Genomic DNA, 26,297 nt, shown 5'->3' on the forward strand with positions numbered 1-26,297 from the left:
ACGCGTCGGCGCGGCCCCGGGGAACCCCGGGTGGCATTTTCCGGCGGCAAGGGGCAGCGGCGGGTGCGCGCGCCTTACCGGCCGGGGCGGACCGCGTCCCGCAGGCCTGCGGAGAACCCTGGCGGGCACTCGGCGGGAGGTGATCGGCAGGGGGTGAACGGCGTACCCGCGCGGCACGGGCGGGCGTGCCGGGGCGACGTACACGATTCACTCGTCCGGGTGTACGGGAACTGCGGTGCGGCGCGGGCGGTGTTCGACTCGGAACAACCGCGCGCGGGTCCGGCGCGCAGACCCGAGGTGGTGGCCCGCGGTGCTGTGTCCACACGGCCTTCCCGGCGAAGGCGCCCCGACGGCAACCCCCATGAGCCCCCGGCTCCCGTCAACCCCGCCCGCCGTGGGCCAGTCGCCCCCGCCCGCCATGGGCTCGTCAAGCCCGCCCGCCGTGGACCCAGCGCCCACACCCTCCGTGGGCCCACCGCCCCCGCTCTCCGCGAGCCCGGCGTCTCCGCTCGGCGCGAGCCCGGTGCCGGCTCCCGTGCCCGGGCGTCCCTCGCAGGCGCCCCCGTTCACCCCGTCGGCCCCCTCGCCGTACACGCCGCCGCCCTGGCCCTCCCCGGAGGCGGGTGCCCCAGCCAGCCTTCTCGACCCGGGAACCGAGCGCGATCCCCACCCGCTCTACCGCACCCTGCGCGGACGCTTCCCCCTGGTCTACGACGAGCCGTTCGGCGCGTGGCTGATCAGCCGGTACGCCGATGTGCGCGCCGCACTCGCGGACCCGCGGCTCGTGGCGCCCTCGCCCGGACCCGTACCGGCCCACGGGGGCGCGTACCGGGCCCTCGCGTCCTCGGCGCTGCGGGACCAGGTGACGGCCGCCCTGCGCGCGGGCGTCGAGCGCACCGCCCATGTGCTCGCGAGCCGTCTGGCGTCCCGCCCGGAGGCCGATCTCGTGGCCGACTTCTGCCAGTGGCTGCCCGCCGCCGCGGCCGTCGCCGCGCTCGGGCTGCCGTACGAGGACACCGCACGCGTGCACGCCTGGTGCCGGACGGGACTCGACCACCTCGGCGGCAGGCGCCCCGGCCTCGACGCCTACCTGCTGCCCCACGTCGTCCGCCGCCGGGCCCACCCCGGTGACGACCTGCTGTCCGTGCTGTGCGCGGCCCGCCCCGACGGGCATCCGCTGCCGGACGAGGCCGTGACCGGGTTCGCCGGGACCGTTCTGGGCGCGGCCGGTGAGACGACGGCACGCGCCCTCGCGTCGTTCCTGTCCGGCCTTCTCGACCACCCGCGCGCGCTCGGCCTGATCCGTGACCGCCCCGAGCTGGCCGGCGCCGCCTGGGAGGAGTCGCTGCGCCGCGACCCGCCGTTGCAGATCGTGGCCCGCCGGGCGCTCGAACCGATCGGCCCGATACCCGAGGGCGCCACCGTGGCGTGTCTGCTCGGCGCGGCGGGCCGCGACCCGGCACGGTTCGCGGACCCGGACCGCTACGACATCTTCCGCGCGGACCGGGGCGACCTCGCGTACGGCTCGGGCCAGTACTACTGCCCGGGCGCGCCGCTGGCCCGGCTGACGGCGGAGGCCGGGCTGCGCGCCCTGCTGACCGCGCTGCCGGACCTGCGCCGGGCCCCCGGGTCCCGGCCGCGCCCGGAGGGACTGGTCAGCCGCTCTCCCCGGACTCTTCCGGTGTGTCCGAGCTGACGCGCTCCAGGAGCACGACGGGTGACGTCCCGAAGAGGTCCGCCACGCGCGCGTGGCCCGTGAACTCCCGTCCGGCGGAGCCCGAGGGGAGCACGTCGGCCCACCGCCCCTCGGGGAGCGCGAGGACGGTGTCGCGCCAGCCGTCGGCCTCGGCGAGACCGAGCGACAACCGGGTGACGGCCGTGATCACCTCTCCCGACCGCACGAACGCCACACAGTGCTCGGCGGCCGGCCCCTCGGCCCGCAGCGGCGCGTACGTCGCCGAGCCGCCGAAGACGTCGGGCCGCCGGGCCCGCAGCCGCAGCGCGGCGGCCGTCATCGCGGGCTTCTCCGCGGACGGATCGCGCGGTGCGAACGCCTCCCGGTTGTCCGGGTCCACCAGCGCCCGGTACTCGTCCTCGGTGCCCTGGTACACGTCCGGCACCCCGGGCATCGTCAGATGGACCAGGGCGGCCCCCAGGACGTTGGCCCGCACGTGCGGGCCGAGCGAGGCCCGCAGGGCGGTCACGTGCCGCCCAGGGGGCCCGCACGGCCCGTCGGCGACGAACGCGGACACCGCGTCCTCGTACGCGGGGTCCCGCTCGGTCCAGGCGGTGCGCGTTCCGGCCTCCCTGATGTGCTTCAGCAGGGCCTCGCGTACGCGCTCGGTGCGGACGGCGACGCCGTCCTCGCCGGTGGCCGGGCCGAGGCCGAACACCGTCTGCCACGCGGCCCACGCCACCTGCGGGTCGGGGGTGCCCGGCTCCTCGTCGGTCACCGCCGCCAGGACCTCGGACCAGGCCTCCGGGCACTGGGTGAGGACGGAGACGGCGGCGCGCACGTCCGCGCTGCGTTTCGTGTCGTGGGTCGACAGGACGGTTCCGCCGCAGGGCCAGTCGCGCTGCACGCGCGCGCAGTACGCGTGGAAGTCGTCAGGGGACACCGCGGGGCTGCCCGGGGCGCCGCCCACCTCGTTCGCCGAAAGCAGCGGCACATAGCGGTAGAACGCCGTGTCCTCCACCGACTTGGCCCGCAGCGCCGACGAGGTCTGCGCGAACCGGGCCCGGAACGCGGCCTCCCCGGGCTCGTCGCCGTCCCGGGCGAGCAGCAGATCCCGTACGACATCCACGGCGTGTGCCTCCTCGGGCACCCGGAACGCAGACCTGGCCTCGGCGGCGGCCCGCTCGGTGATGACCTGGGCCGCGTCCGTGGACGGATAGGGCCGGTACACCTCCATCCTGACCAGGAGCTCGCGCAGCGCGGCGCCCAGGGCCCAGGGAGCGTGGTCGCGGGCGGCGGGGTCGGGGGAGGCGGCGCACAGCGCGCTCACCTCACGGGTGAGGCGCTCGACCTCCGCGGCCAGTTCGTGGGTGATCACCTTGTACGCGGCCCGGCGCACCGTGCTGGCCCAGTGGCCGCCCCGGTCGGCCTGCGGGCCCGCGAAGCGCCGGTAGCGGCCGAGCAGCCGGCTCGCGCCCGCCTCGTCCGTGAAGAGGCCGTCGACGTGCCGCAGAGCGTCGTAGCCGGTGGTGCCCGCCACGGGCCACGCGGGCGGGAGCGGCTCGCCGTCGGCGAGGATCTTCTCGACCACGATCCAGCGGCCGCCGGTCGCCTCGTGCAGCCGGCGCAGATAGGCGTCGGGGTCCGCCAGCCCGTCCGGATGGTCGACGCGCAGTCCGTCGATCACCCCGTCGGCGACGAGTTCCAGGATCTTCGCGTGGGTCGCGGCGAACACCTCGGGGTCCTCGACGCGCACCCCGATGAGCTCCGAGATGCTGAAGAAGCGCCGGTAGTTGAGCTCGGTGCGGGCCAGCCGCCACCACGCGGGGCGGTACCACTGGGCGTCCAGGAGCTGGGGCATCGGCAGTCTCGCGGTGCCCTCGCGGAGCGGGAACACGTGGTCGTAGTAGCGCAGTATGTCGCCGTCGACCTTGAGCTGGCCGGTCTCGGCGCCGAGGCGGTCCCCGAGCACCGGCAGCAGCAGCCGGCCGTCCTGGGCGTCCCAGTCGATGTCGAACCAGCGGGCGTACGGCGACCGGGGGCCCTCGCGCAGCACCTCCCACAGGGCGTGGTTGTGGCGCGGGGACATCGCCATGTGGTTCGGCACGATGTCCACGACGAGCCCGAGACCGTGCTCCCGCGCGGTGCGTGCCAGGGACCGCAGCCCCTCCTCACCGCCCAGTTCGGCCCGTACGCGCGTGTGGTCGACCACGTCGTAGCCGTGGGTCGAGCCGGGGACGGCCTCGAGGACGGGGGACAGATGCAGGTGGGAGACGCCGAGCGAGGCCAGATAGGGGACGGCGGCCTCGGCGCGGCGGAAGGGGAACTCGGGCTGTAGCTGGAGCCGGTAGGTGGCGGTCGGCACGACGGGGGCGACCGGGCCGGGGACGACCGAGTCCGCGATCGCCGGTTCGGGGCGCTCAGGTGTCATGCGAATCTACGTACCCGCCCGGCCGCCTTTCTGTCATCGCGGCCGGCACAAGGGCACGCACGGCCCCGCCCCATCCCGCACGCGCGGCCCGGCTCCGCTCACGGCCCCGCTCCGCGCGCGCGGACCCGTGACGGGAGCCCACGCGCGCGTGCGGGGGGCGAGGCCTCCTATACGGGCCGCTGAAGCACGGTCAGGCTCCGGTCGACCAGGGTCAGCCGGTCACCGGCCGTGACCTTCGCGCCCGTACCCGGCGCGATTCCCTCCGGCAGCGACGTGTCGACGACGACCTGCCACTGACGGCCGTGGTCCGCCGGTACGGCGAATTCCAGCGGCTTGGGGGAGGCGTTGAACATCAGCAGGAAGGAGTCGTCGGAGATGCGCTCCCCGCGCGTGTCCGGCTCGGAGATCGCGTTGCCGTTGAGGAAGACGGACAGCGCCCGGGCCTGCGCGGACCCCCAGTCGCGCTGGGTCATCTCCTGGCCCTCAGGGGTGAACCAGGCGATGTCGGAGAGCTCGTCGTGGGTGCCCTGGACGGGGCGGCCGTGGAAGAAGCGCCGCCGCCGGAAGACGGGGTGGTCCCGGCGCAGCCACACCATCGCGCGCGTGAAGGCGAGGAGCTCGCAGTCCTCCTCGGGCCACGGCACCCAGGCGAGCTCGCTGTCCTGGCAGTAGGCGTTGTTGTTGCCGCCCTGGGAGCGCGCGAACTCGTCGCCGTGGCTGAGCATCGGCACGCCCTGGGAGAGCATCAGGGTGGCGATGAAGTTGCGCCGCTGCCTGCCCCGCAGCGCCAGCACGTCCGGGTCCTCCGTCTCGCCCTCGGCGCCGCAGTTCCAGGAGCGGTTGTGACTCTCGCCGTCCCGGTTGTCCTCGCCGTTGGCCTGGTTGCGCTTGTTGTTGTACGACACGAGGTCGTTCAGGGTGAAGCCGTCGTGGCAGGTGACGAAGTTGATGGAGGCGAGCGGACGGCGTCCGTCGTCCTGGTAGAGGTCGGACGAGCCGGTCAGCCGGGACGCGAACTCGGCCAGCGTGCGCGGCTCACCGCGCCACAGGTCCCGCACGGTGTCGCGGTACTTGCCGTTCCACTCGGTCCACAGGGGCGGGAAGTTGCCCACCTGATAGCCGCCCTCGCCGACGTCCCAGGGCTCGGCGATCAGCTTCACCTGGGAGACCACCGGGTCCTGCTGGACCAGGTCGAAGAACGACGACAGCCGGTCCACCTCGTGGAACTGGCGCGCCAGCGTGGCCGCGAGGTCGAAGCGGAAGCCGTCCACGTGCATGTCGGTGACCCAGTAGCGCAGCGAGTCCATGATCAGCTGGAGCACGTGCGGCGAGCGCATCAGGAGCGAGTTGCCGGTGCCCGTCGTGTCCATGTAGTAGCGGGGGTCGTCCGCCAGACGGTAGTACGAGGCGTTGTCGAGGCCCCTGAAGGAGAGCGTCGGGCCCAGGTGGTTGCCCTCGGCCGTGTGGTTGTAGACCACGTCGAGGATGACCTCGATGCCGGCCTCGTGCAGCGCCCTGACGGCCGACTTGAACTCCAGGACCTGCTGGCCCCGGTCGCCCCAGGAGGCGTACGCGTTGTGCGGGGCGAAGAAGCCGATCGTGTTGTAGCCCCAGTAGTTGCTGAGGCCCATGTCGGCCAGCCGGTGGTCGTTCACGAACTGGTGCACGGGCATCAGTTCCAGCGCGGTGACGCCCAGTTCGGTCAGGTGTTCGATGATCGCCGGATGCGCGAGCGCCGCGTAGGTGCCGCGCAACTCGTCCGGGAGTGCGGGATGCAGCATCGTGAGGCCCTTCACGTGGGCCTCGTAGATCACCGTGTGGTGGTACTCCGTCCGGGGGCGCCGGTCGTCGCCCCAGTCGAAGTACGGGTTGACCACGACCGACGACATGGTGTGCGGTGCCGAGTCGAGGTCGTTGCGCCGGTCGGGCGACCCGAACGGATAGCCGTACACCTCCTCGCCCCAGTCGACGGAGCCGGCGATCGCACGCGCGTACGGGTCGAGCAGCAGCTTCGCGGAGTTGGCGCGCTGCCCCCGCTCGGGCGCGTACCGCCCGTGCACCCGGAAGCCGTACCGCTGTCCGGGCATGATCCCGGGCAGGTACGCGTGCCGCACGAACGCGTCGGTCTCCCGCAGTTCCACGGCCGTCTCCGAGCCGTCGTCGTGCAGAAGGCACAGCTCAATACGGTCGGCGGCCTCCGAGAAGACCGCGAAATTGGTACCGGCACCGTCGTACGTGGCACCGAGTGGATACGCCTCGCCAGGCCAGACCTGCATGGATATGACTCTTCCAGTAGTGCCGTGCCCCTGGGGGCGAGTCCGAGCCGAGTCTCCTCGAAATTGATGGAACCTCCTATGACTTACATCCCTCTTACCCCGCGACCAGGCATATCTCGTATGCCGAACCAGTGGGACTCGAACGACTCCTGGGGATGCAGGGGGAGTAGGGGGAAATGTGCGCAAGATAGTGCACCGCCATCTGGGCAAGGTGGTGGCGGGTGCGGCCATCGCGGTGGCAGGGACGGCCGTGATGATCGGTGTCACCCTTCCGGGGTCGGCGGGGGCCGACGAGTCGGGCGGAGCGAGCGGGGGCGGCGGAGGCGGGACCGCGCAGCAGCCGGCGCAGGACGGTCCGGGCGGCGCGGTGCGGCCCGGAGTCGTCGAGCGGGCGCCGGCGGAGGGGCAGAAGGGCAAGGGCCGTGACCCGCTGACCGACGACGAGATGCGGCGTGCCGAACAGATCGCGGTGAACCGGCAGCTCTTCAATTCCAGCGAGAACGTCGAGGGCGCCCGCGGACCGCAGCGCATCGGCGTCGACCTCTCCGAACCCGACACGGCCGATCTGGACAACCCGAACGCGCCGCGCCGGGCCGACATCACGTTCTACGACTACAAGGACGACACGCTCGTCACCAAGACCGTCGACCTCGACACCGGGAAGGTCGAGCAGACGGGCGTCCAGCACGGCGTACAGCCGCCGATCAGCCGGGACGAGATGACCGAGGCGGCCAAGCTGCTGATCGCCGATCCGCTCGGCGCGGGCCTCAAGGCCGACTTCAAGGACGCCACCGGCAAGGACCTCACCTCGCCCGACCAGCTGATGCTCAACAGCATGGTCTACCGCGCGACCCCCGGTGCCCAGCCCGCCGCCCTCGGCGCCTGCGGCGAGCACCGGTGCGTCCGGCTCTTCCCGAAGGTCAAGAACGGGCCCTGGATCGACAGCCGTGACCTGGTGATCGACCTGAGCGCCCGCAAGGTCGGCAAGCTCGGCTGAGCGCCGCCCTTCCTCTGTCCTTCCCACCTTCACAGCTTTCCGCAAGGAGTCCTCTCTTCATGCGCGTCAACAGAAACAGCCGTGCCCGCAGCCGGACGGCCGTGGGCCTCTCGGCGCTCGCCCTGGCCGCCGGAGCGACGACGGCCGCGGGACCGGCCGTCGCCCAGCCCCGGTCCGCGCCCGCCCCGGCCGCCGAATGCAGCGCGGCCTACCAGATCGAACAGAAGCTCTCCACCGGCACCACCTGGCGGATGTGCTGGCACTACGAGAGCGAGGCCGGGCTCGTCCTGGAGAACATCTCGTACCAGCCCCCCGGCGAGGCCGCCCCGATCAAGGTCCTGAGCACCGCCAAGCTCGCCCAGATCGACGTCCCCTACGACGACGGCTCGGTCGAGTACAGCGACCTGACCGGCGCCGGCTTCGGCCAGGGCCTGGTGGACATGGTCCCCGCCGAGTGTCCCGGCGGCTCCATCAAGACGGTCAAGGTCCCGGAGGCCTGGGACCCGGCGCACGCGAACGTCAAGGGCCTGTGCACCACGACCCGTTCACGCGGCCACGCCTACCGGATGGAGGCCGACACGGGGAACAAGGTCTTCCAGAAGCAGGGCAAGGACCTGCTCGTCTACACCGTCAACAAGGTCGGCTGGTACGAGTACATCACCGAGTGGCGGTTCCAGGACGACGGCACGATCAACATGAACATCGGCGCCACCGGCAGCCTCTCGCCCGGTGACTACGACGCGGGCGACGGGCGCGGCTGGCCGCTCGGCAAGGGCGCCAAGGACTACGCCACGAGCCACAGCCACAACGTCTTCTGGCGGCTCAACTTCGGCCTGGACGGCTCCTCCAAGGGGAAGATCGAGCAGTACGACTCCGTCGTCAGCCCGCCCGCGCAAGGCGCCGAGGCCCCGAGCAACAAGACCACCGTCACCAAGGTCACCAAGGAACTCGCCGGTGACGCCAAGAACATGCGCTGGTGGCGGATCGTCAGCAACACCGGCAAGAACAAGGACAACCACGCACGTTCGTACGAGATCGTCCCTGGCGCGACCACCAAGTACCTCGGTCGCGCTTTCACCAAGCACGACGTCTACTTCACCGAGTACAACAAGTGCGAGCAGTTCGCGAGCGACAACCTGCGCAACTGCGGTGCCGGGCACGGTAAAACCGTCGACAAGTACGTCGACGGGCAGACGCTCACCCACCCCGTGGTCTGGGTCAACGTGGGCTTCCACCACATCGCCCGGGACGAGGACCAGCAGCCGATGCCGGTCCACTGGCAGGGATTCTCCATCGCCCCGCGTGACGTCACCGCTATGAATCCGCTCACTCCGCCGGAGCTCGCGGACCAGAACGGGCATGTCCAACCTAGGTAGTTGGGAAACGACCTGAGCATCGGGCTGCACCGCTCGCCGCTCCCGGAGTACCCTTCCTTGATCGTTGATTGGGGCCAGGCCCCTGGGGAGTGCTCGGGGGAGCGGAAGGCGGTGCGTGGGTGGGCTCGGGAGGGCTGGAGCTGCCTCCGGGTGACGAGGGTCACGAGGGGAACTCCACAGATGTCCCACCCGGCGCGGTGTCCCTGGCGCGGCCGATGGAAATGGGATCCATCGGACCGGAACTGGACTGGGGCGCCGATGCCTGGCGCGAGGTAAGGACGCGCGCCCAGCGGGCCGGGCGCGCCTACATCTGGCTGAACCTGGTCGAACAGCGGCTGCGCGCGGTCGTGGCCGCTGTTCTCCGGCCCATCTACGAACCCGTCCACGGCGACGACTGGGTGGTCGCCGCCGCGGGTCCGGCCGGCCAGGAATGGGTGCAGCGCGCCGTCGCCGTACGCGAAGTCAGCCGCCGCAAGGGGTACTTGCTCGACCCGGCCGACGACAACGTGCTGAGTTTCCTCACGCTGCCCCAGCTGCGCGAGCTGATCGTGCAGCACTGGCCGTGCTTCGAGCCCTACTTCGACGAACGCAGGGACGTCGAACTCGCCCTGGACGAGCTGGAAGTGACCCGCAACGTCGTGTCACGCAACCGGGCGCTGTCCGAGGCCGTCCTGAACCAGGCCGAGCGGGCCGCGGCGAAGCTCCTGGAGATTCTCGGCGCCGGGAGCGACGTGCCCTCCGCGCGCCGGCTGCCCGTGGACGCCGTCGAGGACCTCGTGGGCGACCGCTACGCGGACGTCGTCGCGGTGCACTCCGACCGGGTGCGGCTGCTGCGCCAGTTCCCCGCGGAGGACCTCTTCGGCGGAGCCCGCCGGCTGGACGCGATCGGCATCGGCCTCAACCTGCTGGTGCAGAACTTCTCCGGGCGCCGGCTGGTCCGCCTCGCCGAGTCCGGCTGCCGGACCCGGCTGCTGTTCCTGAACCCCGCCTCCAGCGCGGTCAAGCGGCGCGAGCGTGAACTGGGCCTCAAGCGAGGCGAGTTGAGCCGGTCGGTCGAGATGAACATCCTGCACATGCGGCGGGTGCGGTCCAGGCTGCGTGACCCGGACGCCTTCGAGATCCAGGTCTACGACGAGACGCCCCGCTTCACCGCGTACCTCGTCGACGGGGACGGCTCGGACGGCGTCGCGGTCGTGCAGTCCTACCTGCGCCGCACGCGCGGCATGGAGGCCCCCGTCCTGGTGCTGCGCGGCGGCAGCCGAGTGCTCAAACCGGACGAAATCGGCGAAGAGGGACTCTTCCCTACGTATCGCGAGGAGTTCGAGATGGCTTGGGCCGATTCGCGGCCCGTGTCCTGAGCAGCCGTTCCTCGCGGTCCGGTGGAACACGCCCCCCGGATTGTCAGTGGCTCATGCGATCGTGGAGACCACTGGGGGAAAGCACCACGAAGAAGGGGGGCCACCCATGGGCTGGCACCGGGAGCTGCTGATCGGCTTCGACCTGGAGACGACCGGGACCGATCCGCGCGAGTCGCGCATCGTCACGGGCGCCGTGATAGAGGTCAAGGACGGAGAGCCGCTGGGCCGCCGCGAGTGGCTGGCCGATCCGGGCGTGGAGATCCCGGCCGACGCGGTCGAGGTCCACGGGATCACCAATGAGCGCGCGGCCGCCGAGGGCCGCCCCGCGGACGAGGTCGCCGACGCCATCGCGGGAGTCCTCATCACCTACTGGCGCACCGGCGTCCCGGTCGTGGCGTACAACGCGGCCTTCGACCTCACACTGCTCTCCGCGGAGCTGCGGCGCCACGGACTGCCGTCGCTGGGCGAGCGGCTGGGCGGCATCGACCCCGCTCCCGTCATCGACCCGTACACGATCGACCGTTCCGTCGACCGGTACCGCCGGGGGAAGCGCAACCTGGAGGCGGTCTGCACCGAGTACGGAGTGGTCCTCGACTCCGCCCACGACGCCTCGGCCGACGCCCTCGCCGCTGCCCGGCTCGCCTGCGCGATAGCCGGCCGCCACCCCAAGGTCGCCGCCCTCGGACCCGTCGAGCTGCACCACCGACAGATCGAGTGGTACGCGCAGTGGGCGGCGGATTTCCAGTCCTTCCTGCGCCGCAAGGGCGAGACGGACGCGGTGGTGGACGGGACCTGGCCGCTGCGGGACCTGGCGGACGAACGAGTCTGACCCGGCCGCGGGACCGGGGGCGCGCCGGTCGGGCGACCCCGGGCGGGCGCGCTTCTCGCGTGACCCCGGACGGACCCCCGGCGTCGGACCGGCCAGGTCAGAACGGGTACCAGCGCACCGTCTCGTCGCCGTCCCGCAGTGAGGCGACCCGGCGTTCGAACTCGGCCAGGGCCTTGGGGTTCGTCGGCGCGTGCTGGGCGACCCAGGCGCAGCTCGCGGTCTCGCGGGCCCCCCGGAGCACCGAACAGCCCTCCCACTCCCGGACGTCCCAGCCGTACGTCCCGGTGAACGAGTCGTAGGCCTCGGCTGGAAGCCCGTAGCGGTCGCGGGACAGGGCCATGACCACCAGATCGTGCTCACGCAGGTCCGCCGAGAAGGTCTCCAGGTCGACCAGGACCGGGCCGTCCGGGCCGACATGGACGTTGCGGGGAAGCGCGTCGCCGTGGATCGGGCCCGGCGCCAGCCGCGGGGTGAGCGCCGCGGCAGCCGCGGCGAAGCCGTCGCGCCGCTCACGCAGATAAGCCGCGTCCCCGGGGGCGATCGCGTCGCCGGCCAGACGCAGCCAGCGTTCCACACCGCCGAGGAGTTCGCGGGGCGGCAGCGCGAAGGACGGGGTGGCCAGTGCGTGCACGACCCGCAGCAGTCCGGCCAGATCGCGGGGCTCGGCGGGACGGACGGCATCGGGCAGCCGGTGCCACACCGTCACGGGGTGTCCGTCGACCAGCAGCGCCTCCGGTTCGGCGGCCCGCACGGCGGGGACGTCCGACTCGGCGAGCCAGGCGGCGACGGCCAGCTCCCGGCGCGCCCGGTCGTGGAGTTCGGCGTCGCGCCCCACCTTGACGACCAGGTCACCGGCACCGAACACCGCGTTCTCGCCGAGGGCGAGGAGCGACGCGTCCCGCGCCGGCCCCGGCAGCACCTTCGCCGCGGCCAGTACGTCCCGCGCCCGTGCCTCGTCCATCGCTCGACTCCGTGTCCTCGTGTGCCGCCCGCGCGGCCTCGCCGGCGACGGCTCCGGGTGCCGACCGTCCGTCGGCCAGTGTCCCATTCCCACAGGTCGCACGGGCGAAGGGCCTGCCGGCCCCTCCGGGAGGAGGAGGCAGGCAGGCCCTGGACGGACGAGGCCGGCTACACCCCGGCGCGCTCGCCCCGCGGTACCGGCGGGGCCGCGGCCTCGGGGGCCTCGTCGTGGGTGAGGTCGGGCATGCGGTTCAGCCACTTCGGCAGGTACCAGTTGCGCTCGCCGAGCAGTGCCATCACCGCGGGGAGCAGGACGCCCCGGATGATCGTCGCGTCGATGAGCACCGCGGCCGCCAGGCCCACACCCATCTGCTTCATGGACTGCATGGACAGCGTTCCGAAGATCGCGAAGACGGCGACCATGATGACGGCGGCGCTGGTGACGACACCGGCCGTGGTGACCACCCCGTGCCGGATCGCGTCCTTGGTGCTGCGGCCCCGCAGCCGTGCCTCACGGATCCGGGACACCACGAACACGTGGTAGTCCATCGAGAGCCCGAAGAGGATCACGAACAGGAACAGCGGCAGCCAGGCGACGATGGCGCCGACGCCCGCCGCGCCCACCAGGGACGCGCCCCAGCCGTGCTGGAAGACCGCGACCAGGATGCCGTAGGCGGCCGCCACCGAGAGGAGGTTGAGCGCGATCGAGGTGACCGCGATCGTCAGGGAGCGGAAGGAGAGCAGCATCAGGACGAAGGCGAACACGACCACGAAGGCGAACACCGGGGCCACCGAGCCGATCAGCTGATCGTTGAAGTCGTGCGAACCCGCGACCTGCCCGGTGATCGGCGCCTGGAGACCGTCGACCTTGCCGAGCGTCCGGGGCCGCACCGTGTCACGCAGCAGTCCCAGGCTCTTCTCCGCCTTGCCCTGGTCGGAGCCGCCGACCAGCGGGACGAAGACGAAGGCGACGTTGTCCTCGGCGTGCACCTTGATGTCGACCGGACCGCGCGAGGCACCCGAACTGACCGCCTCAGCACGGAAGTCGGCGAGCGCGGCCTTCACATCGGGGGCGTTGATGTCCCGCGCCTTCACGACCACCTCGGCCGGCTCGGAGCCGCCGGGGAAGGCCTCGTTGACCCGGTTGTACGTGCCGACGATCGACAGCGAGTGCCCGAACTCCTTGTCCAGGGTGAGCTGCTGGGTCTTCATGCCGAGGGCCGGAGCCGCGATGGCGAGCAGCACTCCCGTCGCGACGACCAGGGAGAACGCGGGCCTGGCGAGCACCACGCGCAGCACGGCGCCCCAGAACCGGCTGCCCTCCGCGGCCGGCCGGCGCTTGCTCCGGCCGGCGCTCGCGGAAGCCCGCCCGGCCCGGTGCAGGAACGGGACGCGGCCCTTCTCGACACGCTCGCCGAGCAGCGAGAGCAGCGCGGGCAGCACGGTGACCGAGCCGACCATGGCGACGGCGACGACCATCAGGGAGGCCAGGCCCATCGCCTCGAACTCGGCGAGCCCGGTGAACAGCATGCCCGCCATCGCCACGCACACCGTGACCCCGGAGACGATGATGGCGCGGCCACTGGTCGCGGCGGCGATCCGCAGCGCCGTACCGGCGTCACGGCCCGCCTCGCGCTCCTCGCGCTCACGCCGCAGGTAGAACAGGCAGTAGTCGACGCCGACGGCCAGACCCACCAGCAGCATCACGGAGTTGGCCGTGTCGCTCATCGGCATCAGATGGCTGACGATGCCCATCAGGCCCATCGTCGCCATGATCGCGGTGACCGCGAGCGCCACCGGAAGCAGTGCCGCCACCAGCGCGCCGAACGCGATCAGCAGGATGCCCAGCGCCACGGGCACGGCGGAGAGCTCGGCCTTCTGGAAGTCGTCGCCGAACGCGTCGTCGTACTGCTTCTTCATGCTCGCGCCGCCGATCTCCTCGATCCGCAGCCCGGCGTGGTCCTTCTGCACGCCCTTGACGGCGTTCAGCACGGGTTCGACGCGGTCGCCCGCCGTGTCCGCGTCGCCGCGCATGTCGAACTGGACCAGCGCGCTGCGCCCGTCCTTCGAGATCGTCTTCGTGTCGTACGGGGAGGTCACGCCGGTGACCCTGCCGGTCGCGCCGACCGCCTCGACGACCGCCGAGACCGCGCTCCTGAACTCGGCGTCCGTGGCCTTGGTGCCCGCGTCCTTCGCCTGGATCAGCACCGTCTCGCTGGCCGGCTCCTTGATCCCGGCATCCTCGATGATCTTGGCGGCGGTGTGCGTCTCGCCCTTGAGCTGGTCGCTCTCCTTGACGTCGACGCGGCCCGCCGCGGAGCCGAGGCCCATCGCCAGGACGACGAACAGCACCCAGATTCCGACGGCCGCCCATCGGTGGCGGGCGCTCCAGCCGCCTGCTCGCGCGGCGATGCCGCGCACCCGTGTGTCTGCGTTCCCCATGACGGGCCTGCCCCCTTGAGCACGGTGACAGCCCCCTGCCGCCACCTTCCCTATCGAAGGTATGGGCCGGGTAAGCGCGTCTCCTCGTACTGTCCGGTGAACCGGAGGACCTCGGGCTCCTCCCCTCGGACCCCAGGCTCTCCGCACTGGGGAGGACAGAAGGCCCTTACACGTAACGGCACTTCTCGGGGACGGCGCTCAGGGGTCGGCCCGGCTCGCGGGACCGGCCGGCGGCTCCGCGCGCCGCAACGGTCGCGCCCACCCCCTGGGGCACGGCACCCGGCCTATGGTGTGCGGATGACGACGACGTACGCGGCGCTCCTGCGCGGCATCAACGTGGGCGGCGCGAAGAAGGTGCCGATGGCCGAGCTGCGCACCCTGATGGAAGGGCTCGGATACGGCGGCGTCCGCACTTATCTCCAGAGCGGGAACGCGGTGTTCAGCAGCGGCGCCGGGGACGAGGAGTCGCTCGCCGAGGAGCTCTCGGCGGCCATCGAGAAGCACTTCGGCTTCGGTGTCGGCGTCCTCGTCCGCGATCACGCCTATCTGCGGGCCGCCCGGGAGGCCTGCCCGTTCCCGGCCGCCGAGCTGGAGGCCAAGCAGCTGCACATCACGTACTTCTCGCACCCCGTCGACGCCGGGCGCTTCGCCTCCGTCGAGCCCGGGGCCTTCCTGCCCGAGGAGTTCCGCCTCGGGGACCGCGTCCTGTACCTCTACGCGCCCGACGGCCTCGGCCGGTCCAAGCTGGCGGAGGCCCTGGGCAGACCCAGACTGCTCAAGGGTGTCCTCGCCACCACACGGAACTGGAACACCGTCGTCAAACTGGAGGAGCTGACCGGTGCTTGAGCGCAATGCCGCCGTCGAGGCCGCCATCGAGGGCGAACTGCGCCTGCTCGACCCGGCGGTACGCCGCTCGGCCGACGTCGTCGCCGCGCTCATGCACCCCGACTTCTACGAGTTCGGTGCGTCCGGCCGCATCTGGGACCGTGCCTCGATGGTCGCCCTGCTGGCCGGCGGGACCGAGGACGGCAGCCGCACCACGACGTCACGGGTCAAGGGGGTGCAGCTCGCCCCCGACCTGGTCCATCTGACCTTCGACACCGACAACAACGGCCGCCGGGCGCACCGGAGTTCGCTGTGGCGGCTCATCGGGGAAGACTGGCTCCTCTACTTCCACCAGGGCACGCCGTACGACCCCGCCGAAGCTGTCGCGTTTGTTCAAGAGCCGGGTGCGCCGGGCCCGTAGCGTGGAAGCCATGAACGATGCGTACGAGAACGTGTATCCGCACATGGTCGAATGCGCCGCCGAGGCCGCCCGGGTGGCCCGCGGTGTCACGCGGGACCAGCTGCCCCGGCCCTCGCACTGCACGGACTGGGACGTCCGCACCCTGGTCAACCACTGGGTCCTCTACACCTCGCACGGCCTGGAGCACCGGGCCCTGCGCGAGCCGCTCCCCGAGGAGCTGACCGCGCGCGACTTCACGGCCGAACCCGGCTGGGCCGAGGCCTACGCCGGGCAGCTCGACCGCGCGGTCGCGGCCTGGGAGGACCCCGCCGTGTGGGACGGCGAGGTCGAGCTCGGGGAGGCGAAGATGCCGGCGGCGGACATCGCCGCGATGATCGTCAAGGAGATGGCGGTGCACGGCTGGGACGTCGCCGCGGCCACGGGAGGGACGTTCCGCGTCTCGGACGGCGCCGCCCGGTTCGTCCTCGACGTGGTCGACACCCACGCCGAGCTCTACCGCCGCTACGAGGGCTTCGCCGACCCGGTGGACGTTCCCGAGGACGCGCCCGCCTTCGAACGCGCCCTCGCCCACAGCGGTCGTGATCCGCGCCGCGCGACGGTGTAGCAGCCCGCGAGCGGGCGGGGTCGCCACCGACGGGAGCGGACCGGCGGACGGAGAATTGGCCCACGATCGCGGAGAGCAATTGGGCCAGGATTCTGCGCCACCCAGTGGTTAGCCTCGACGGTATGACAACCAACTCGCCCACCCGGGTCGACTTCTGGTTCGACCCCGCCTGCCCCTTCGCCTGGATCACCTCCCGCTGGATCCTGGAGGTCGAACGGAGACGGCCGCTCGACCTCCGGTTCCACGCGATGAGCCTCTACCTGCACAACACGGGAAACGAGCTGCCCGACTGGTACCGCGAACTGGTGGACAAGTCCATCGGTCCGGTACGGGTCGCGGTGGCCGCGGCCGAGCAGCACGGCGAGAAGGTGCTGCGCGAGCTCTACACCGCCTTCGGCACCCGCATCCACCAGCGCCGGGAGCAGGACTTCGGCACGGTGGTCGCCGAGTCGCTGGCCGAGCTCGGGCTCCCCGCCGATCTCGCCGAAGCCGCTCACGACTCCTCGTACGACGAGGCGGTCCGCCGCAGCCATGACGCCGGTACCGAACCGGACTCCGGTGCCTATGTGGGGACTCCGACCATTCATGTCGATGGAACGGTGTGGTTCGGCCCGGTGCTGCGGGCCATCCCGCGCGGGGAGAAGGCCGCCGAACTCTTCGACAGCTTCCGGGTCCTCGCCGCGCACCCCGATTTCTTCGAGCTCAAGAGGACGCGCACCGGTGGGCTCTCCTTCGACTGATCCCGCTCCGGGAACAGGGGAGTCAGGCGCCGAGCGCCGCCAGGGACGGCATCCGGGCCTCGTCGTAGCGCTCCAGCAGGACCCGTGCCACCTCCGGCGCGGGACCGAGGACGTCGGCGAGCACGTCCGCCCCGGCGGCTCCCCGGGCGATGCGGTCCGGCAGGAAACCGGGGGCCAGGACGTACGGGGCGACCGCGACGCGCTCGCAGCCGAGGGCGCGCAGTTCGCGGACGGCGTCCTCGGTGCGGGGAAGGGATGCGGAGGCGAACGCGGGCCGCACGGCGCACCAACCGGTGTGCCGCCACTCCCGCGCGATTTCTGCGATCACCGCGATCGCCTCCGGGTCGCTGGATCCCGCCGAGGCCAGTACGACCCCGGTCCGGGACCTGTCGGCGGGCGCGAGCCCGGCCTCGTACAGCCGGCGTTCGAGCGCGGCCGTCAGCAGCGGGGACGGGCCGAGCACCTCCGCCTGCCGCACGCGCAGCCGTGACGGCGCATCCCGCAGCACCGCCGGGATGTCCGACTTGGCGTGGAAGGCTCGGGTCAGCAGCAGCGGCAGGGCCACCACGTCGCGGACGCCCTCCGCGTCCAGCGACGCCAGCACCCCTGGTACGGAAGGGATGTTGAAGTCGAGGAAGCCGGTCTCCACGCGCAGGCCCGGGCGCTGGGCGCGCACCCTTCGCACCAGGGCGTGCACCGTCGCGGCGTGCCGCGGATCGCGGCTGCCGTGGGCGATGACGACGAGGACGGGGCGCTCGGGCCTGCTCATGACGGGGTCAGCCCTTCACCAGGAGTCCGCGGCTGCGCAGCACCCACCGCTCCACCGGGCTGAAGACGATCAGGTCGATGGCGATGCCGACGAACAGGATGAGGAAGATGGCGAGGAAGACCATCGGCATGGAGCTGGCGTTGCGGCCGTTCTCCAGCAGCTGGCCGAGGCCCACGCCGAGGTCGGGGGAGGAGGCGATGATCTCCGCGGCCATCAGCGAGCGCCAGGAGAACGCCCAGCCCTGCTTCAGACCGGCCAGATAGCCGGGCAGCGCGGCCGGCATCACGATGTGCCAGGTCCCGCGCAGACCCGTCGCGCCCATCGTGCGGCCCGCCCGCAGGAACAGCGGCGGCACCTGGTCCACGCCCGACACCAGGCCGTTGGCGATCGAGGGGACCGCGCCGAGCAGGATCACCGCGTACATCATCGAGTTGTTCAGGCCGAGCCAGATCACGGCCGGCGGCACCCACGCCACCGACGGCAGGGACTGAAGACCCGAAAGCATCGGGCCGATCGCGGCGCGCACGAACTTGACCCGGGCCACCAGCAGGCCCAGCGGGGTCCCGATCACCAAGGCGAACAGGAAGCCGAGCAGACCGCGCGAGACACTGGTCCAGACGTAGTCGAGCAGGGTGCCCTGGAGCCAGGCGTTCTTGACCTCGGCCCACACGTCGGACGGCGAGGGCAGCTTGGTCGGATCGTCGACGATCTTGAAAGTGATCAGCGCCTGCCAGGCCGCCAGGACGATCACGAACGCGACCAGCGGCGGCAGTATCTTCTGCCGGAACGTCGTGCCGAAGGAACTGCGGCCCGCGACGGAGGACTCCAGCGCGTCGAGGCCCGCCTCCAGCCCGCCCAGACCGTCGTTGCCCCTGACGGCCGCGTCGGACTTCGTCTCAGTGCTGGCCATGACGGCGGATCTCCCCACGCAGTTCTTCGGTGATCTCGATGGACAGTTCCGCCACGGGGGCGTCCTCGATGCGGCGCGGCTGCGGAATGTCCACCGTCCACTCGCGGGCGATGCGCCCGGGGCGGGAGGACAGCAGGACCACGCGCTGCGCGAGCCGTACCGCCTCCCGGACGTTGTGCGTCACGAACAGGACGGACAGGCCCGTCTCGCGCCAGATGCGGGTCAGTTCGTCGTGCAGCACGTCCCGGGTGATGGCGTCCAGCGCCGCGAACGGCTCGTCCATCAGCAGGATCTGGCTGTCCTGCGCGAGCGCCCGGGCCATCGCCACGCGCTGGCGCATACCGCCTGACAGCTCGTGCACCCGCTTGCCGTACGCGCCCTTCAGCCGGACCAGTTCGAGCAGTCCCTCGGCCCGCTCGCGTCGCTCGGCCTTCGGAACTCCCCTGAGCCTCAGGGCGAGTTCGATGTTCTTGCCCGCGGTCAGCCACGGGAACAGGGCGTGCTCCTGGAACATCAGAGCCGGGCGCCCGTTGGTCGTGATGGTGCCGGCCGAGGGCTTGTCCAGGCCCGCGGCCAGGTTCAGCAGTGTGGACTTGCCGCACCCCGAGGCCCCCAGGAGGGTGACGAACTCGCCCGGCGCGACATCGAGGGTGATGTCGTCGAGGACGAGCTGGGGTCCCGCCGGTCCGGCGAAGGACTTCGAGACGTGCTCGATGCGGGCGGCGTACTCCGTCGTGTCGGCGCCGTCGGCGGCCTTGGCGAGCGTCGTTGCCATGGTCGTCACCTCCTGGGAACTCATCGGGATCCGGGCTTACTTGACGCCGAGACCGGCGTCGTCGACCTTGCTCTCGCCCGCGGCGGCGAGGATCTTGTTCAGGAGCGCGAGGTCATAGATGCCGGTCAGGTTCGGCTTGTCCAGGAGACCGGCCTTGACCGCGTGGTCCGCCTCGGTGTTCAGCGTCGAGGCCAGCGGGTCGTTGGTGATCTGGATGGACTTCCAGGCCGGGTCGAGCACGTTCGTCGGAAGCGCCTTGCCCGAGTCGGCCTCCAGCTGCTTGTTCGCGGCTGCCTCGGCGTCGTCCGGGTTGGCGTTGATCCACTTGTTGGTCGTCACGGAGCCCTTCAGGACCGCCTCGACGACCTTCGGGTGCTCCTTGAGGAACTTCTGCGACACGATGATGTTCGTGATCACGAACTTCTTGTCGGGCCACAGGTCCGACTCGTCGAGCAGCACCTTGCCGCCCTCGGCGACCAGCTTGGACGCGGTCGGCTCCGGCACCCAGGCGCCGTCGACGGAACCGGACTTGTAGGCGTCCGGGGTGATCTTGTTGTCGGTGCGGACGACCGAGACGTCACCCTTGCCGCTCTGGGCGTCGACCTTCCAGCCCTGCTCCGCGGCCCAGTTGAGGAACGCGACGTCCTGCGTGTTGCCGAGCTGCGGCGTCGCGATCTTCTTGCCCTTGACGTCCTTCAGGGACTTGATCTTCTTGGGGTTCACCACGAGCTTGACGCCGCCCGAGGCCGAACCGCCGATGATCCGCAGGTTCTTGCCCCCGGACTTCGTGAAGCCGTTGATCGAGGGCGAGGGGCCGATCCAGCCGATGTCGATCGAGCCCGAGTTGAGCGCCTCGATCTCGGACGGGCCCGCGTTGAAGATCTGGTACTGCGCCTTGGTGGCGCCGAGCTCCTTCTGGAAGAAGCCCTTCTGGTTGCCGACCAGCGCGGTGGCGTGCGTCAGGTTGCCGAAGTAGCCGATCTTGACGGAGTCGAGTCCGTCGATCTTCTTCGACCCGGCGGCGACCTTGGCCGCGGCGTTGTCGTCCTTGGCGTCGGAGCCGTAGCTGCACGCGGCGAGCGCGAGCAGGGGGAGAGCGGTGACGAGGGCTATGCCGCGGCCCAGCAGCTTGGTGCGCGTGGAGCGGATGGCAGGCACGGGAGGGTTTCCTCTCGGTGGCCCGGCGGTCACGCCTTTCTCAGGTCGTGGCCGGGAGGTCGGCATGTCTTCGTTTGTGCAGGCGGTGGGGGGACGGGGCGCGCAGGCAGTGCGCGTACGTCATCGCGCACATCGCGCCACTCCGCCCTGCCCGCTGCCGAGGGCGCCGCTGCCGACGCGGCCGCCCTCCTTCGCGAACGTGGAGTAGATGTCGACAGGATTCATGTCAGAAGTCCCAGCCGTCTTCGTCGGACTCGTCCACGACCGGCTGCGGCGCGGCGAAGGACTCGCCGACCATGCCCGCGGTCAGCGTCGTGCCGTCGGCCGGGTCGATCAGGATGAACGCGCCGGTGCGCCGCGAGTCGGCGTACGAGTCGAGCGGGAGCGGCTCCGCGGTACGGATCTTGACGCGGCCGATGTCGTTGGCGACCAGCCGGCCCGGGTGCGGGTGCAGCGAGAGGTCGTCCAGCGTCAGCCGGGACGGGATGTCCTTGACGATCGCCTTGACCGTGCGGGTGCCGTGCTTGAGCAGCACCCGGTGGCCGACGGTGAGCGGTTCGTCGGCGACGTGGCAGACGGTCGCCTCGACGTCCTGCGTGGTCGGGGGCGCGTCCTTGCTCGGCACGAGCAGGTCACCGCGGGAGATGTCGATGTCGTCCTTCAGCAGGACGGTCACCGACTGCGGGGTCCAGGCGATGTCGACCGGCTCGCCGAGCAGGTCGATGCCGGAGATCGTCGAGGTGCGCCCGGACGGCAGCACGGTGATCTGCTGGCCGACGCGGAGCGAACCGGCGGCGATCTGGCCGGCGTAGCCGCGGTAGTCGGGGTGCTCGGCGGTCTGCGGTCGGATCACGTACTGCACGGGCAGCCGGGCGTGGCAGTGGGCCAGGTCGTGGCTGACCGGCACGGTCTCCAGGTGCTCCAGCACGGTGGGGCCGCCGTACCAGTCCATGTTCGCGGACGGCTCCACCACGTTGTCGCCGGCGAGCGCCGAGATCGGGATCGCGGTGATCTCGGGGACGCCCAGCTCGGAGGCGTACGCCGTGAACTCCTCGGCGATGGCCGCGAAGACGGACTCCTTGTACTCGACGAGGTCCATCTTGTTGACGGCGAGCACCACGTGCGGGACCCGCAGCAGGGCGGCGACGGCGGCGTGCCGGCGGGTCTGCTCGATGACGCCGTTGCGGGCGTCGACCAGCACGACGGCGAGGTCGGCGGTCGAGGCGCCGGTGACCATGTTGCGGGTGTACTGCACATGGCCGGGGGTGTCGGCGAGGATGAAACGGCGGCGCGCGGTGGCGAAGTAGCGGTAGGCGACGTCGATGGTGATGCCCTGCTCGCGCTCGGCCCGCAGGCCGTCGGTCAGCAGCGCGAGGTCGGGGGTCTCCTGGCCGCGGCTGCGGGAGGCGTGCTCGACGGCCTCCAACTGGTCGGTCAAAATCGACTTCGAGTCGTGCAGCAGTCGTCCGACGAGCGTGGACTTGCCGTCGTCGACGGAGCCCGCAGTCGCGAAACGCAGCAGGGTGGTCGCCGACAGCTGTTCGACCGACAGGGGCTCGGTGGGTTCGGTGGTGCTGGTCATGTCTAGAAGTACCCCTCGCGCTTGCGGTCTTCCATCGCGGCCTCGGACATCTTGTCGTCGGCGCGGGTCGCGCCGCGCTCGGTGAGGCGGGAGGCGGCGATCTCGGTGATGACGGCGTCCAGGGTCGTCGCGTCGGAGTCGACGGCGCCGGTGCAGGACATGTCACCCACCGTGCGGTAGCGGACGAGCCGCTTCTCGGCGGTCTCGCCGTCCTTCGGGCCGCCCCATTCCCCGGCGGTCAGCCACATGTTCGACCGCTGGAAGACCTCACGCTCGTGCGCGAAGTAGATCTCGGGCAGCTCGATGCCCTCGCGGGCGATGTACTGCCACACGTCGAGCTCGGTCCAGTTGGACAGCGGGAACACGCGGACGTGCTCGCCGGGCGCGTGACGGCCGTTGTACAGGTTCCACAGCTCGGGCCGCTGACGGCGCGGGTCCCACTGCGAGAACTCGTCACGCAGCGAGAACACCCGCTCCTTGGCGCGCGCCTTCTCCTCGTCACGCCGTCCGCCGCCGAACACGGCGTCGAAACGCTCGGACTGGATCTTCTCGGTCAGCGGCAGGGTCTGGAGCGGATTGCGGATGCCGTCGGGACGCTCGCGCAGCACACCGCGGTCGATGTAGTCCTGCACCGAGGCCACGTGCAGCCGCAGACCGTGGCGCTCCACGGTCCGGTCGCGGTAGTCGAGGACCTCGGGGAAGTTGTGCCCCGTGTCCACGTGCAGCAGCGTGAAGGGGATCGCGGCCGGGGCGAACGCCTTCAGCGCGAGGTGCAGCATGACGATGGAGTCCTTGCCGCCGGAGAAGAGGATCACCGGCCGCTCGAACTCACCCGCCACCTCACGGAAGATGTGGACGGCCTCGGACTCCAGGGCGTCCAGGTGCGACAGCGCGTACGGGCTGCTCTCGGTCTCCTCGGAGACACTGGCGACGGTCGTCATGCGAGACCCTTCTCGGTGAGCAGCGCGTGCAGCGCGGCGGCGGACTCCTGCACGGTCTGGGTGTGCGACTCGATGCGCAGGTCGGGCGACTCGGGCGACTCGTACGGGTCGTCGACCCCGGTGAGCCCTGTCAGCTCGCCCGCGGCCTGCTTGGCGTACAGACCCTTCACATCGCGTACGGAGCACACCTCGACCGGGGTCGCCACGTGGACCTCCAGGTACGTGGTGCCGTTCTCCTTGTGGCGACCGCGCACCGCCTCACGGCTGTCGGCGTAGGGCGCGATGACCGGGACGAGCGTCTTGACGCCGTTGCGGGCGAGCAGTTCGGCGAGAAAGCCGATGCGCTGCACGTTGGTGTGCCGGTCCTCGCGGCTGAAGCCGAGGCCGGCCGAGATGAACTCGCGGATCTCGTCGCCGTCGAGCACCTCGACGCGGTGGCCCTCCGCGCGGAGCCGGCCGGCCAGCTCGTAGGCGATGGTCGTCTTGCCGGCACTCGGCAGACCGGTGAGCCAGACGGTGGCTCCGCTCGTCACTTGCCGCTCCTGGGAGATCGTGGGGTCCGCGGGGGGCGCGGTGTTCGTCGTCATCCGTGCAGTCCGCACTCGGTCTTCGCGCGGCCCGCCCAGCGGCCGGCCCGCGCGTCCTCGCCCTCCAGCACCCGGCGGGTGCAGGGGGCGCAGCCGACGGAGGCGTAGCCGTCCATCAGCAGGGGGTTGGTCAGTACGCCGTGTTCCGCGACGTACGCGTCCACGTCGTCCTGGGTCCAGCGGGCGATCGGCGAGACCTTGACCTTGCGGCGCTTCTCGTCCCAGCCGACGACCGGGGTGTTCGCCCGGGTCGGGGACTCGTCGCGGCGCAGTCCGGTCGCCCAGGCACGGTAGTGCGTCAGGCCCTCCTCCAGCGGCTGGACCTTGCGGAGCTTGCAGCACAGGTCCGGGTCGCGGTCGTGCAGCTTCGGCCCGTACTCGGCGTCCTGCTCGGCGACGCTCTGACGCGGGGTCAGGGTGATGACACGGACGTCCATCACGGCCTCGACCGCGTCCCGGGTGCCGATCGTCTCCGGGAAGTGATAGCCGGTGTCGAGGAACACCACGTCCACACCGGGCCGGGCGCGCGAGGCCAGATGGGCGACGACCGCGTCCTCCATGGAGGAGGTCACACAGAACGCCGCGCCGAAGGTGTCCGCGGCCCAGCGCAGGATGTCCAGGGCGGACGCGTCCTCCAGGTCGCGTCCCGCCTGCTCGGCCAGGGTCCTCAAGTCGTCGTCCGTACGCTGCTGCTGAATGGCCGTCATATCTCTGCCCCTCCACGCTTCTCCTGCTGGACGCCCCGGGACAGCAGTCCCAGGAACTTCAGCTGGAAGGCTCGGTTGCACGCCGCGCATTCCCACGCGCCGTGGCCCTGTTCGCTGGGCCGCAGGTCTTCGTCTCCGCAGTAGGGGCAGTAGAACGGCGCCGCACGCTCGCTCACGACAGCGCCTCCTCGGAGGCGCGCGTGGCCCATGTGGCGAAGCGCTCGTCGTCCTCGCGCTCCGCCCGGAAACGCTTGAGGACACGCTCGATGTAGTCGGGCAGCTCGTCCGAAGTGACCTTCAGGCCGCGGACCTTGCGGCCGAATCCGGCTTCCAGGCCGAGCGCGCCGCCCAGGTGCACCTGGAAGCCCTCGACCTGCTCGCCGTTGTCGTCGAGCACCAGCTGGCCCTTGAGACCGATGTCCGCGACCTGGATGCGGGCGCAGGCGTTCGGGCAGCCGTTGATGTTGATGGTGATGGGCTCGTCGAACTCGGGGATGCGGCGCTCGAGTTCGTCGATGAGGGAAGCGCCGCGCGCCTTGGTCTCGACGATCGCGAGCTTGCAGTACTCGATACCGGTGCAGGCCATCGTGCCGCGCCGGAAGGTGGAGGGGCGGACGGTGAGGTCGAGCGACTCCAGGCCCTCGACGAGCGAGTCGACGCGGGTCTCGTCCACGTCGAGCACGATCATCTTCTGCTCGACGGTGGTGCGCAGCCGGCCCGAGCCGTGCGCCTCGGCCAGCTCGGCGATCTTCGTCAGGGTGGCGCCGTCGATGCGGCCGACGCGCGGGGCGAAGCCGACGTAGAACCGGCCGTCCTGCTGCCGGTGCACCCCGACGTGGTCGCGCCAGCGGGCGACGGGCTGGTCGGGGGCGGGACCGTCGACCAGCTTGCGCTTCAGGTACTCGTCCTCCAGGACCTGGCGGAACTTCTCCACGCCCCAGTCGGCGACCAGGAACTTCAGGCGGGCACGGTTGCGCAGCCGCCGGTAGCCGTAGTCGCGGAAGATCGACAGGACGCCGATGTGGACGTCCGCGACCTCGTCGAGCGGCACCCAGGTGCCGAGGCGCTGACCGATCTTCGGGTTGGTGGACAGGCCGCCGCCGACCCAGAGGTCGAAACCGGGGCCGTGCTCCGGGTGGTTCACGCCGACGAAGGCCACGTCGTTGATCTCGTGCGCCACGTCGAGCAGCGGCGAGCCGGAGATCGCGGTCTTGAACTTGCGCGGCAGGTTGGAGAAGTCCTTGTTGCCGACGACCCGGCGGTGGATCTCCTCGATGGCCGGGGTGCCGTCGATGATCTCGTCCTCGGCGATGCCGGCGACGGGCGAGCCGAGGATGGTGCGGGGCGTGTCACCGCAGGCCTCGGTCGTGGACAGGCCGACAGCCTCCAGGCGCTCCCAGATCTCCGGGACGTCCTCGATGCGGATCCAGTGGTACTGGACGTTCTGGCGGTCGGTGAGGTCGGCGGTGCCGCGCGCGAACTCCTGCGAGATCTCGCCGATGACCCGCAGCTGCTCGGTGGTCAGCCGGCCACCGTCGATGCGCACTCGCAGCATGAAGTACTTGTCGTCCAGCTCCTCCGGCTCCAGGATCGCGGTCTTGCCGCCGTCGATCCCGGGCTTGCGCTGGGTGTAGAGACCCCACCAGCGCATCCGGCCGCGCAGGTCGTTGGGGTCGATCGAGTCGAATCCCCGCTTCGAGTAGATCGTCTCAATGCGTGTCCGCACATTGAGACCGTCGTCGTCCTTCTTGAACTGCTCGTTGCCGTTGAGCGGGGTGAAGTGACCAGCGGCCCACTGGCCCTCGCCGCGGTGACGGCTCACCTTGCGGCGGGGCGCGGCGACGGGATCCTGGGGGGTGGCGGCCATGGCTGTTACGTCCTTCGAGACTGCGGGGCAGGTCTGACTGCGGCTCTGACCTGCGCATACGGGTGCA

At 71.2% G+C, this 26,297-nt stretch carries 23 protein-coding genes; 9 read left to right on the forward strand and 14 right to left on the reverse strand.

Annotation, left to right across the window (positions count from 1 at the left end):
• Nucleotides 1–535: 535 nt before the first annotated feature.
• A complete protein-coding gene (locus ABZV42_RS19490) occupies nucleotides 536–1,696 on the forward strand; it encodes a cytochrome P450 (protein WP_356052873.1) in 1,161 nt (386 codons plus the stop codon).
• Here the strand turns inward: ABZV42_RS19490 and treY are convergent.
• Nucleotides 1,656–4,106 (reverse strand): malto-oligosyltrehalose synthase, encoded by a 2,451-nt coding sequence (gene treY / locus ABZV42_RS19495; protein WP_356052875.1) that lies wholly within the window; start codon nucleotides 4,104–4,106, stop codon nucleotides 1,656–1,658. The genes ABZV42_RS19490 and treY overlap by 41 nt on opposite strands.
• Before the next feature lie 167 nt (nucleotides 4,107–4,273).
• Complete coding sequence (gene glgX / locus ABZV42_RS19500; protein WP_355979344.1) at nucleotides 4,274–6,382, reverse strand: glycogen debranching protein GlgX; 2,109 nt, start codon at nucleotides 6,380–6,382, stop codon at nucleotides 4,274–4,276.
• Nucleotides 6,383–6,560: 178 nt separating this feature from the next.
• Here glgX and ABZV42_RS19505 point away from each other — a divergent pair, with 178 nt between their 5' ends.
• The 4 genes from ABZV42_RS19505 (at nucleotide 6,561) to ABZV42_RS19520 (ending at nucleotide 10,942) form a co-directional block, all read left to right on the forward strand.
• Nucleotides 6,561–7,379 carry a Tat pathway signal sequence domain protein gene (locus ABZV42_RS19505; RefSeq protein WP_356052877.1) on the forward strand — a complete coding sequence of 273 codons (819 nt, stop codon included), beginning with the start codon at nucleotides 6,561–6,563 and terminating at the stop codon, nucleotides 7,377–7,379.
• Between the two features lie 59 nt (nucleotides 7,380–7,438).
• Nucleotides 7,439–8,755 carry a copper amine oxidase gene (locus tag ABZV42_RS19510; protein WP_355979338.1) on the forward strand — a complete coding sequence of 439 codons (1,317 nt, stop codon included), beginning with the start codon at nucleotides 7,439–7,441 and terminating at the stop codon, nucleotides 8,753–8,755.
• A gap of 119 nt (nucleotides 8,756–8,874) precedes the next feature.
• Entirely contained in the window at nucleotides 8,875–10,113 is a 1,239-nt protein-coding gene (locus ABZV42_RS19515; RefSeq protein ID WP_355979336.1) for an SAV2148 family HEPN domain-containing protein, read from the forward strand.
• Nucleotides 10,114–10,219: 106 nt separating this feature from the next.
• Nucleotides 10,220–10,942 (forward strand): 3'-5' exonuclease, encoded by a 723-nt coding sequence (locus ABZV42_RS19520; RefSeq protein WP_356052879.1) that lies wholly within the window; start codon nucleotides 10,220–10,222, stop codon nucleotides 10,940–10,942.
• 97 nt (nucleotides 10,943–11,039) lie between these two features.
• Here ABZV42_RS19520 and ABZV42_RS19525 read toward each other — a convergent pair whose 3' ends face one another.
• Both ABZV42_RS19525 and ABZV42_RS19530 read right to left on the reverse strand, forming a co-directional pair.
• Nucleotides 11,040–11,903, reverse strand: coding sequence for an aminoglycoside phosphotransferase family protein (locus ABZV42_RS19525; RefSeq protein WP_356052881.1), 864 nt, complete (start codon nucleotides 11,901–11,903; stop codon nucleotides 11,040–11,042).
• 167 nt (nucleotides 11,904–12,070) lie between these two features.
• Complete coding sequence (locus ABZV42_RS19530) at nucleotides 12,071–14,344, reverse strand: MMPL family transporter (protein WP_356052883.1); 2,274 nt, start codon at nucleotides 14,342–14,344, stop codon at nucleotides 12,071–12,073.
• Between the two features lie 297 nt (nucleotides 14,345–14,641).
• Here ABZV42_RS19530 and ABZV42_RS19535 point away from each other — a divergent pair, with 297 nt between their 5' ends.
• The 4 genes from ABZV42_RS19535 (at nucleotide 14,642) to ABZV42_RS19550 (ending at nucleotide 16,934) form a co-directional block, all read left to right on the forward strand.
• Nucleotides 14,642–15,190 carry a DUF1697 domain-containing protein gene (locus tag ABZV42_RS19535; RefSeq protein ID WP_355979326.1) on the forward strand — a complete coding sequence of 183 codons (549 nt, stop codon included), beginning with the start codon at nucleotides 14,642–14,644 and terminating at the stop codon, nucleotides 15,188–15,190.
• Complete coding sequence (locus ABZV42_RS19540) at nucleotides 15,183–15,590, forward strand: nuclear transport factor 2 family protein (protein WP_356052885.1); 408 nt, start codon at nucleotides 15,183–15,185, stop codon at nucleotides 15,588–15,590. The genes ABZV42_RS19535 and ABZV42_RS19540 overlap by 8 nt, the downstream gene beginning before the upstream one ends.
• A 10-nt stretch (nucleotides 15,591–15,600) precedes the next feature.
• Nucleotides 15,601–16,194 (forward strand): TIGR03086 family metal-binding protein, encoded by a 594-nt coding sequence (locus tag ABZV42_RS19545; RefSeq protein WP_355979322.1) that lies wholly within the window; start codon nucleotides 15,601–15,603, stop codon nucleotides 16,192–16,194.
• Nucleotides 16,195–16,316: 122 nt separating this feature from the next.
• Nucleotides 16,317–16,934 (forward strand): DsbA family protein, encoded by a 618-nt coding sequence (locus tag ABZV42_RS19550; protein WP_355979320.1) that lies wholly within the window; start codon nucleotides 16,317–16,319, stop codon nucleotides 16,932–16,934.
• Between the two features lie 22 nt (nucleotides 16,935–16,956).
• Here the strand turns inward: ABZV42_RS19550 and ABZV42_RS19555 are convergent, their stop codons facing one another.
• From ABZV42_RS19555 to ABZV42_RS19600, 10 genes are all read right to left on the reverse strand, one after another.
• Nucleotides 16,957–17,703 (reverse strand): sirohydrochlorin chelatase, encoded by a 747-nt coding sequence (locus ABZV42_RS19555; RefSeq protein ID WP_355979318.1) that lies wholly within the window; start codon nucleotides 17,701–17,703, stop codon nucleotides 16,957–16,959.
• 7 nt (nucleotides 17,704–17,710) lie between these two features.
• Entirely contained in the window at nucleotides 17,711–18,613 is a 903-nt protein-coding gene (locus tag ABZV42_RS19560; RefSeq protein WP_356052887.1) for an ABC transporter permease, read from the reverse strand.
• Complete coding sequence (locus tag ABZV42_RS19565; protein ID WP_355979313.1) at nucleotides 18,600–19,388, reverse strand: ABC transporter ATP-binding protein; 789 nt, start codon at nucleotides 19,386–19,388, stop codon at nucleotides 18,600–18,602. Before ABZV42_RS19565 ends, ABZV42_RS19560 begins: the two co-directional genes overlap by 14 nt.
• A gap of 36 nt (nucleotides 19,389–19,424) precedes the next feature.
• A complete protein-coding gene (locus ABZV42_RS19570; RefSeq protein WP_356052889.1) occupies nucleotides 19,425–20,546 on the reverse strand; it encodes an aliphatic sulfonate ABC transporter substrate-binding protein in 1,122 nt (373 codons plus the stop codon).
• Between the two features lie 226 nt (nucleotides 20,547–20,772).
• Nucleotides 20,773–22,128, reverse strand: a complete 1,356-nt coding sequence (locus tag ABZV42_RS19575; RefSeq protein ID WP_356052891.1) for a GTP-binding protein — start codon at nucleotides 22,126–22,128, stop codon at nucleotides 20,773–20,775.
• Nucleotides 22,129–22,130: 2 nt separating this feature from the next.
• Complete coding sequence (gene cysD, locus ABZV42_RS19580; protein WP_355979307.1) at nucleotides 22,131–23,069, reverse strand: sulfate adenylyltransferase subunit CysD; 939 nt, start codon at nucleotides 23,067–23,069, stop codon at nucleotides 22,131–22,133.
• Nucleotides 23,066–23,656 (reverse strand): adenylyl-sulfate kinase, encoded by a 591-nt coding sequence (cysC, locus tag ABZV42_RS19585; RefSeq protein WP_356052893.1) that lies wholly within the window; start codon nucleotides 23,654–23,656, stop codon nucleotides 23,066–23,068. The genes cysD and cysC overlap by 4 nt, the downstream gene beginning before the upstream one ends.
• A complete protein-coding gene (locus tag ABZV42_RS19590) occupies nucleotides 23,653–24,363 on the reverse strand; it encodes a phosphoadenylyl-sulfate reductase (protein ID WP_356052895.1) in 711 nt (236 codons plus the stop codon). Before ABZV42_RS19590 ends, cysC begins: the two co-directional genes overlap by 4 nt.
• Entirely contained in the window at nucleotides 24,360–24,539 is a 180-nt protein-coding gene (locus ABZV42_RS19595) for a hypothetical protein (RefSeq protein WP_356052897.1), read from the reverse strand. The genes ABZV42_RS19590 and ABZV42_RS19595 overlap by 4 nt, the downstream gene beginning before the upstream one ends.
• Nucleotides 24,536–26,230: a nitrite/sulfite reductase gene (locus ABZV42_RS19600; protein ID WP_356052899.1), complete on the reverse strand. Its 1,695-nt coding sequence runs from the start codon at nucleotides 26,228–26,230 to the stop codon at nucleotides 24,536–24,538. Before ABZV42_RS19600 ends, ABZV42_RS19595 begins: the two co-directional genes overlap by 4 nt.
• Between the last annotated feature and the right edge of the window lie 67 nt (nucleotides 26,231–26,297).

Origin of the sequence: Streptomyces sp. NPDC005281 (genome assembly GCF_040607495.1) — a bacterium.
GTDB lineage: Bacteria > Actinomycetota > Actinomycetes > Streptomycetales > Streptomycetaceae > Streptomyces.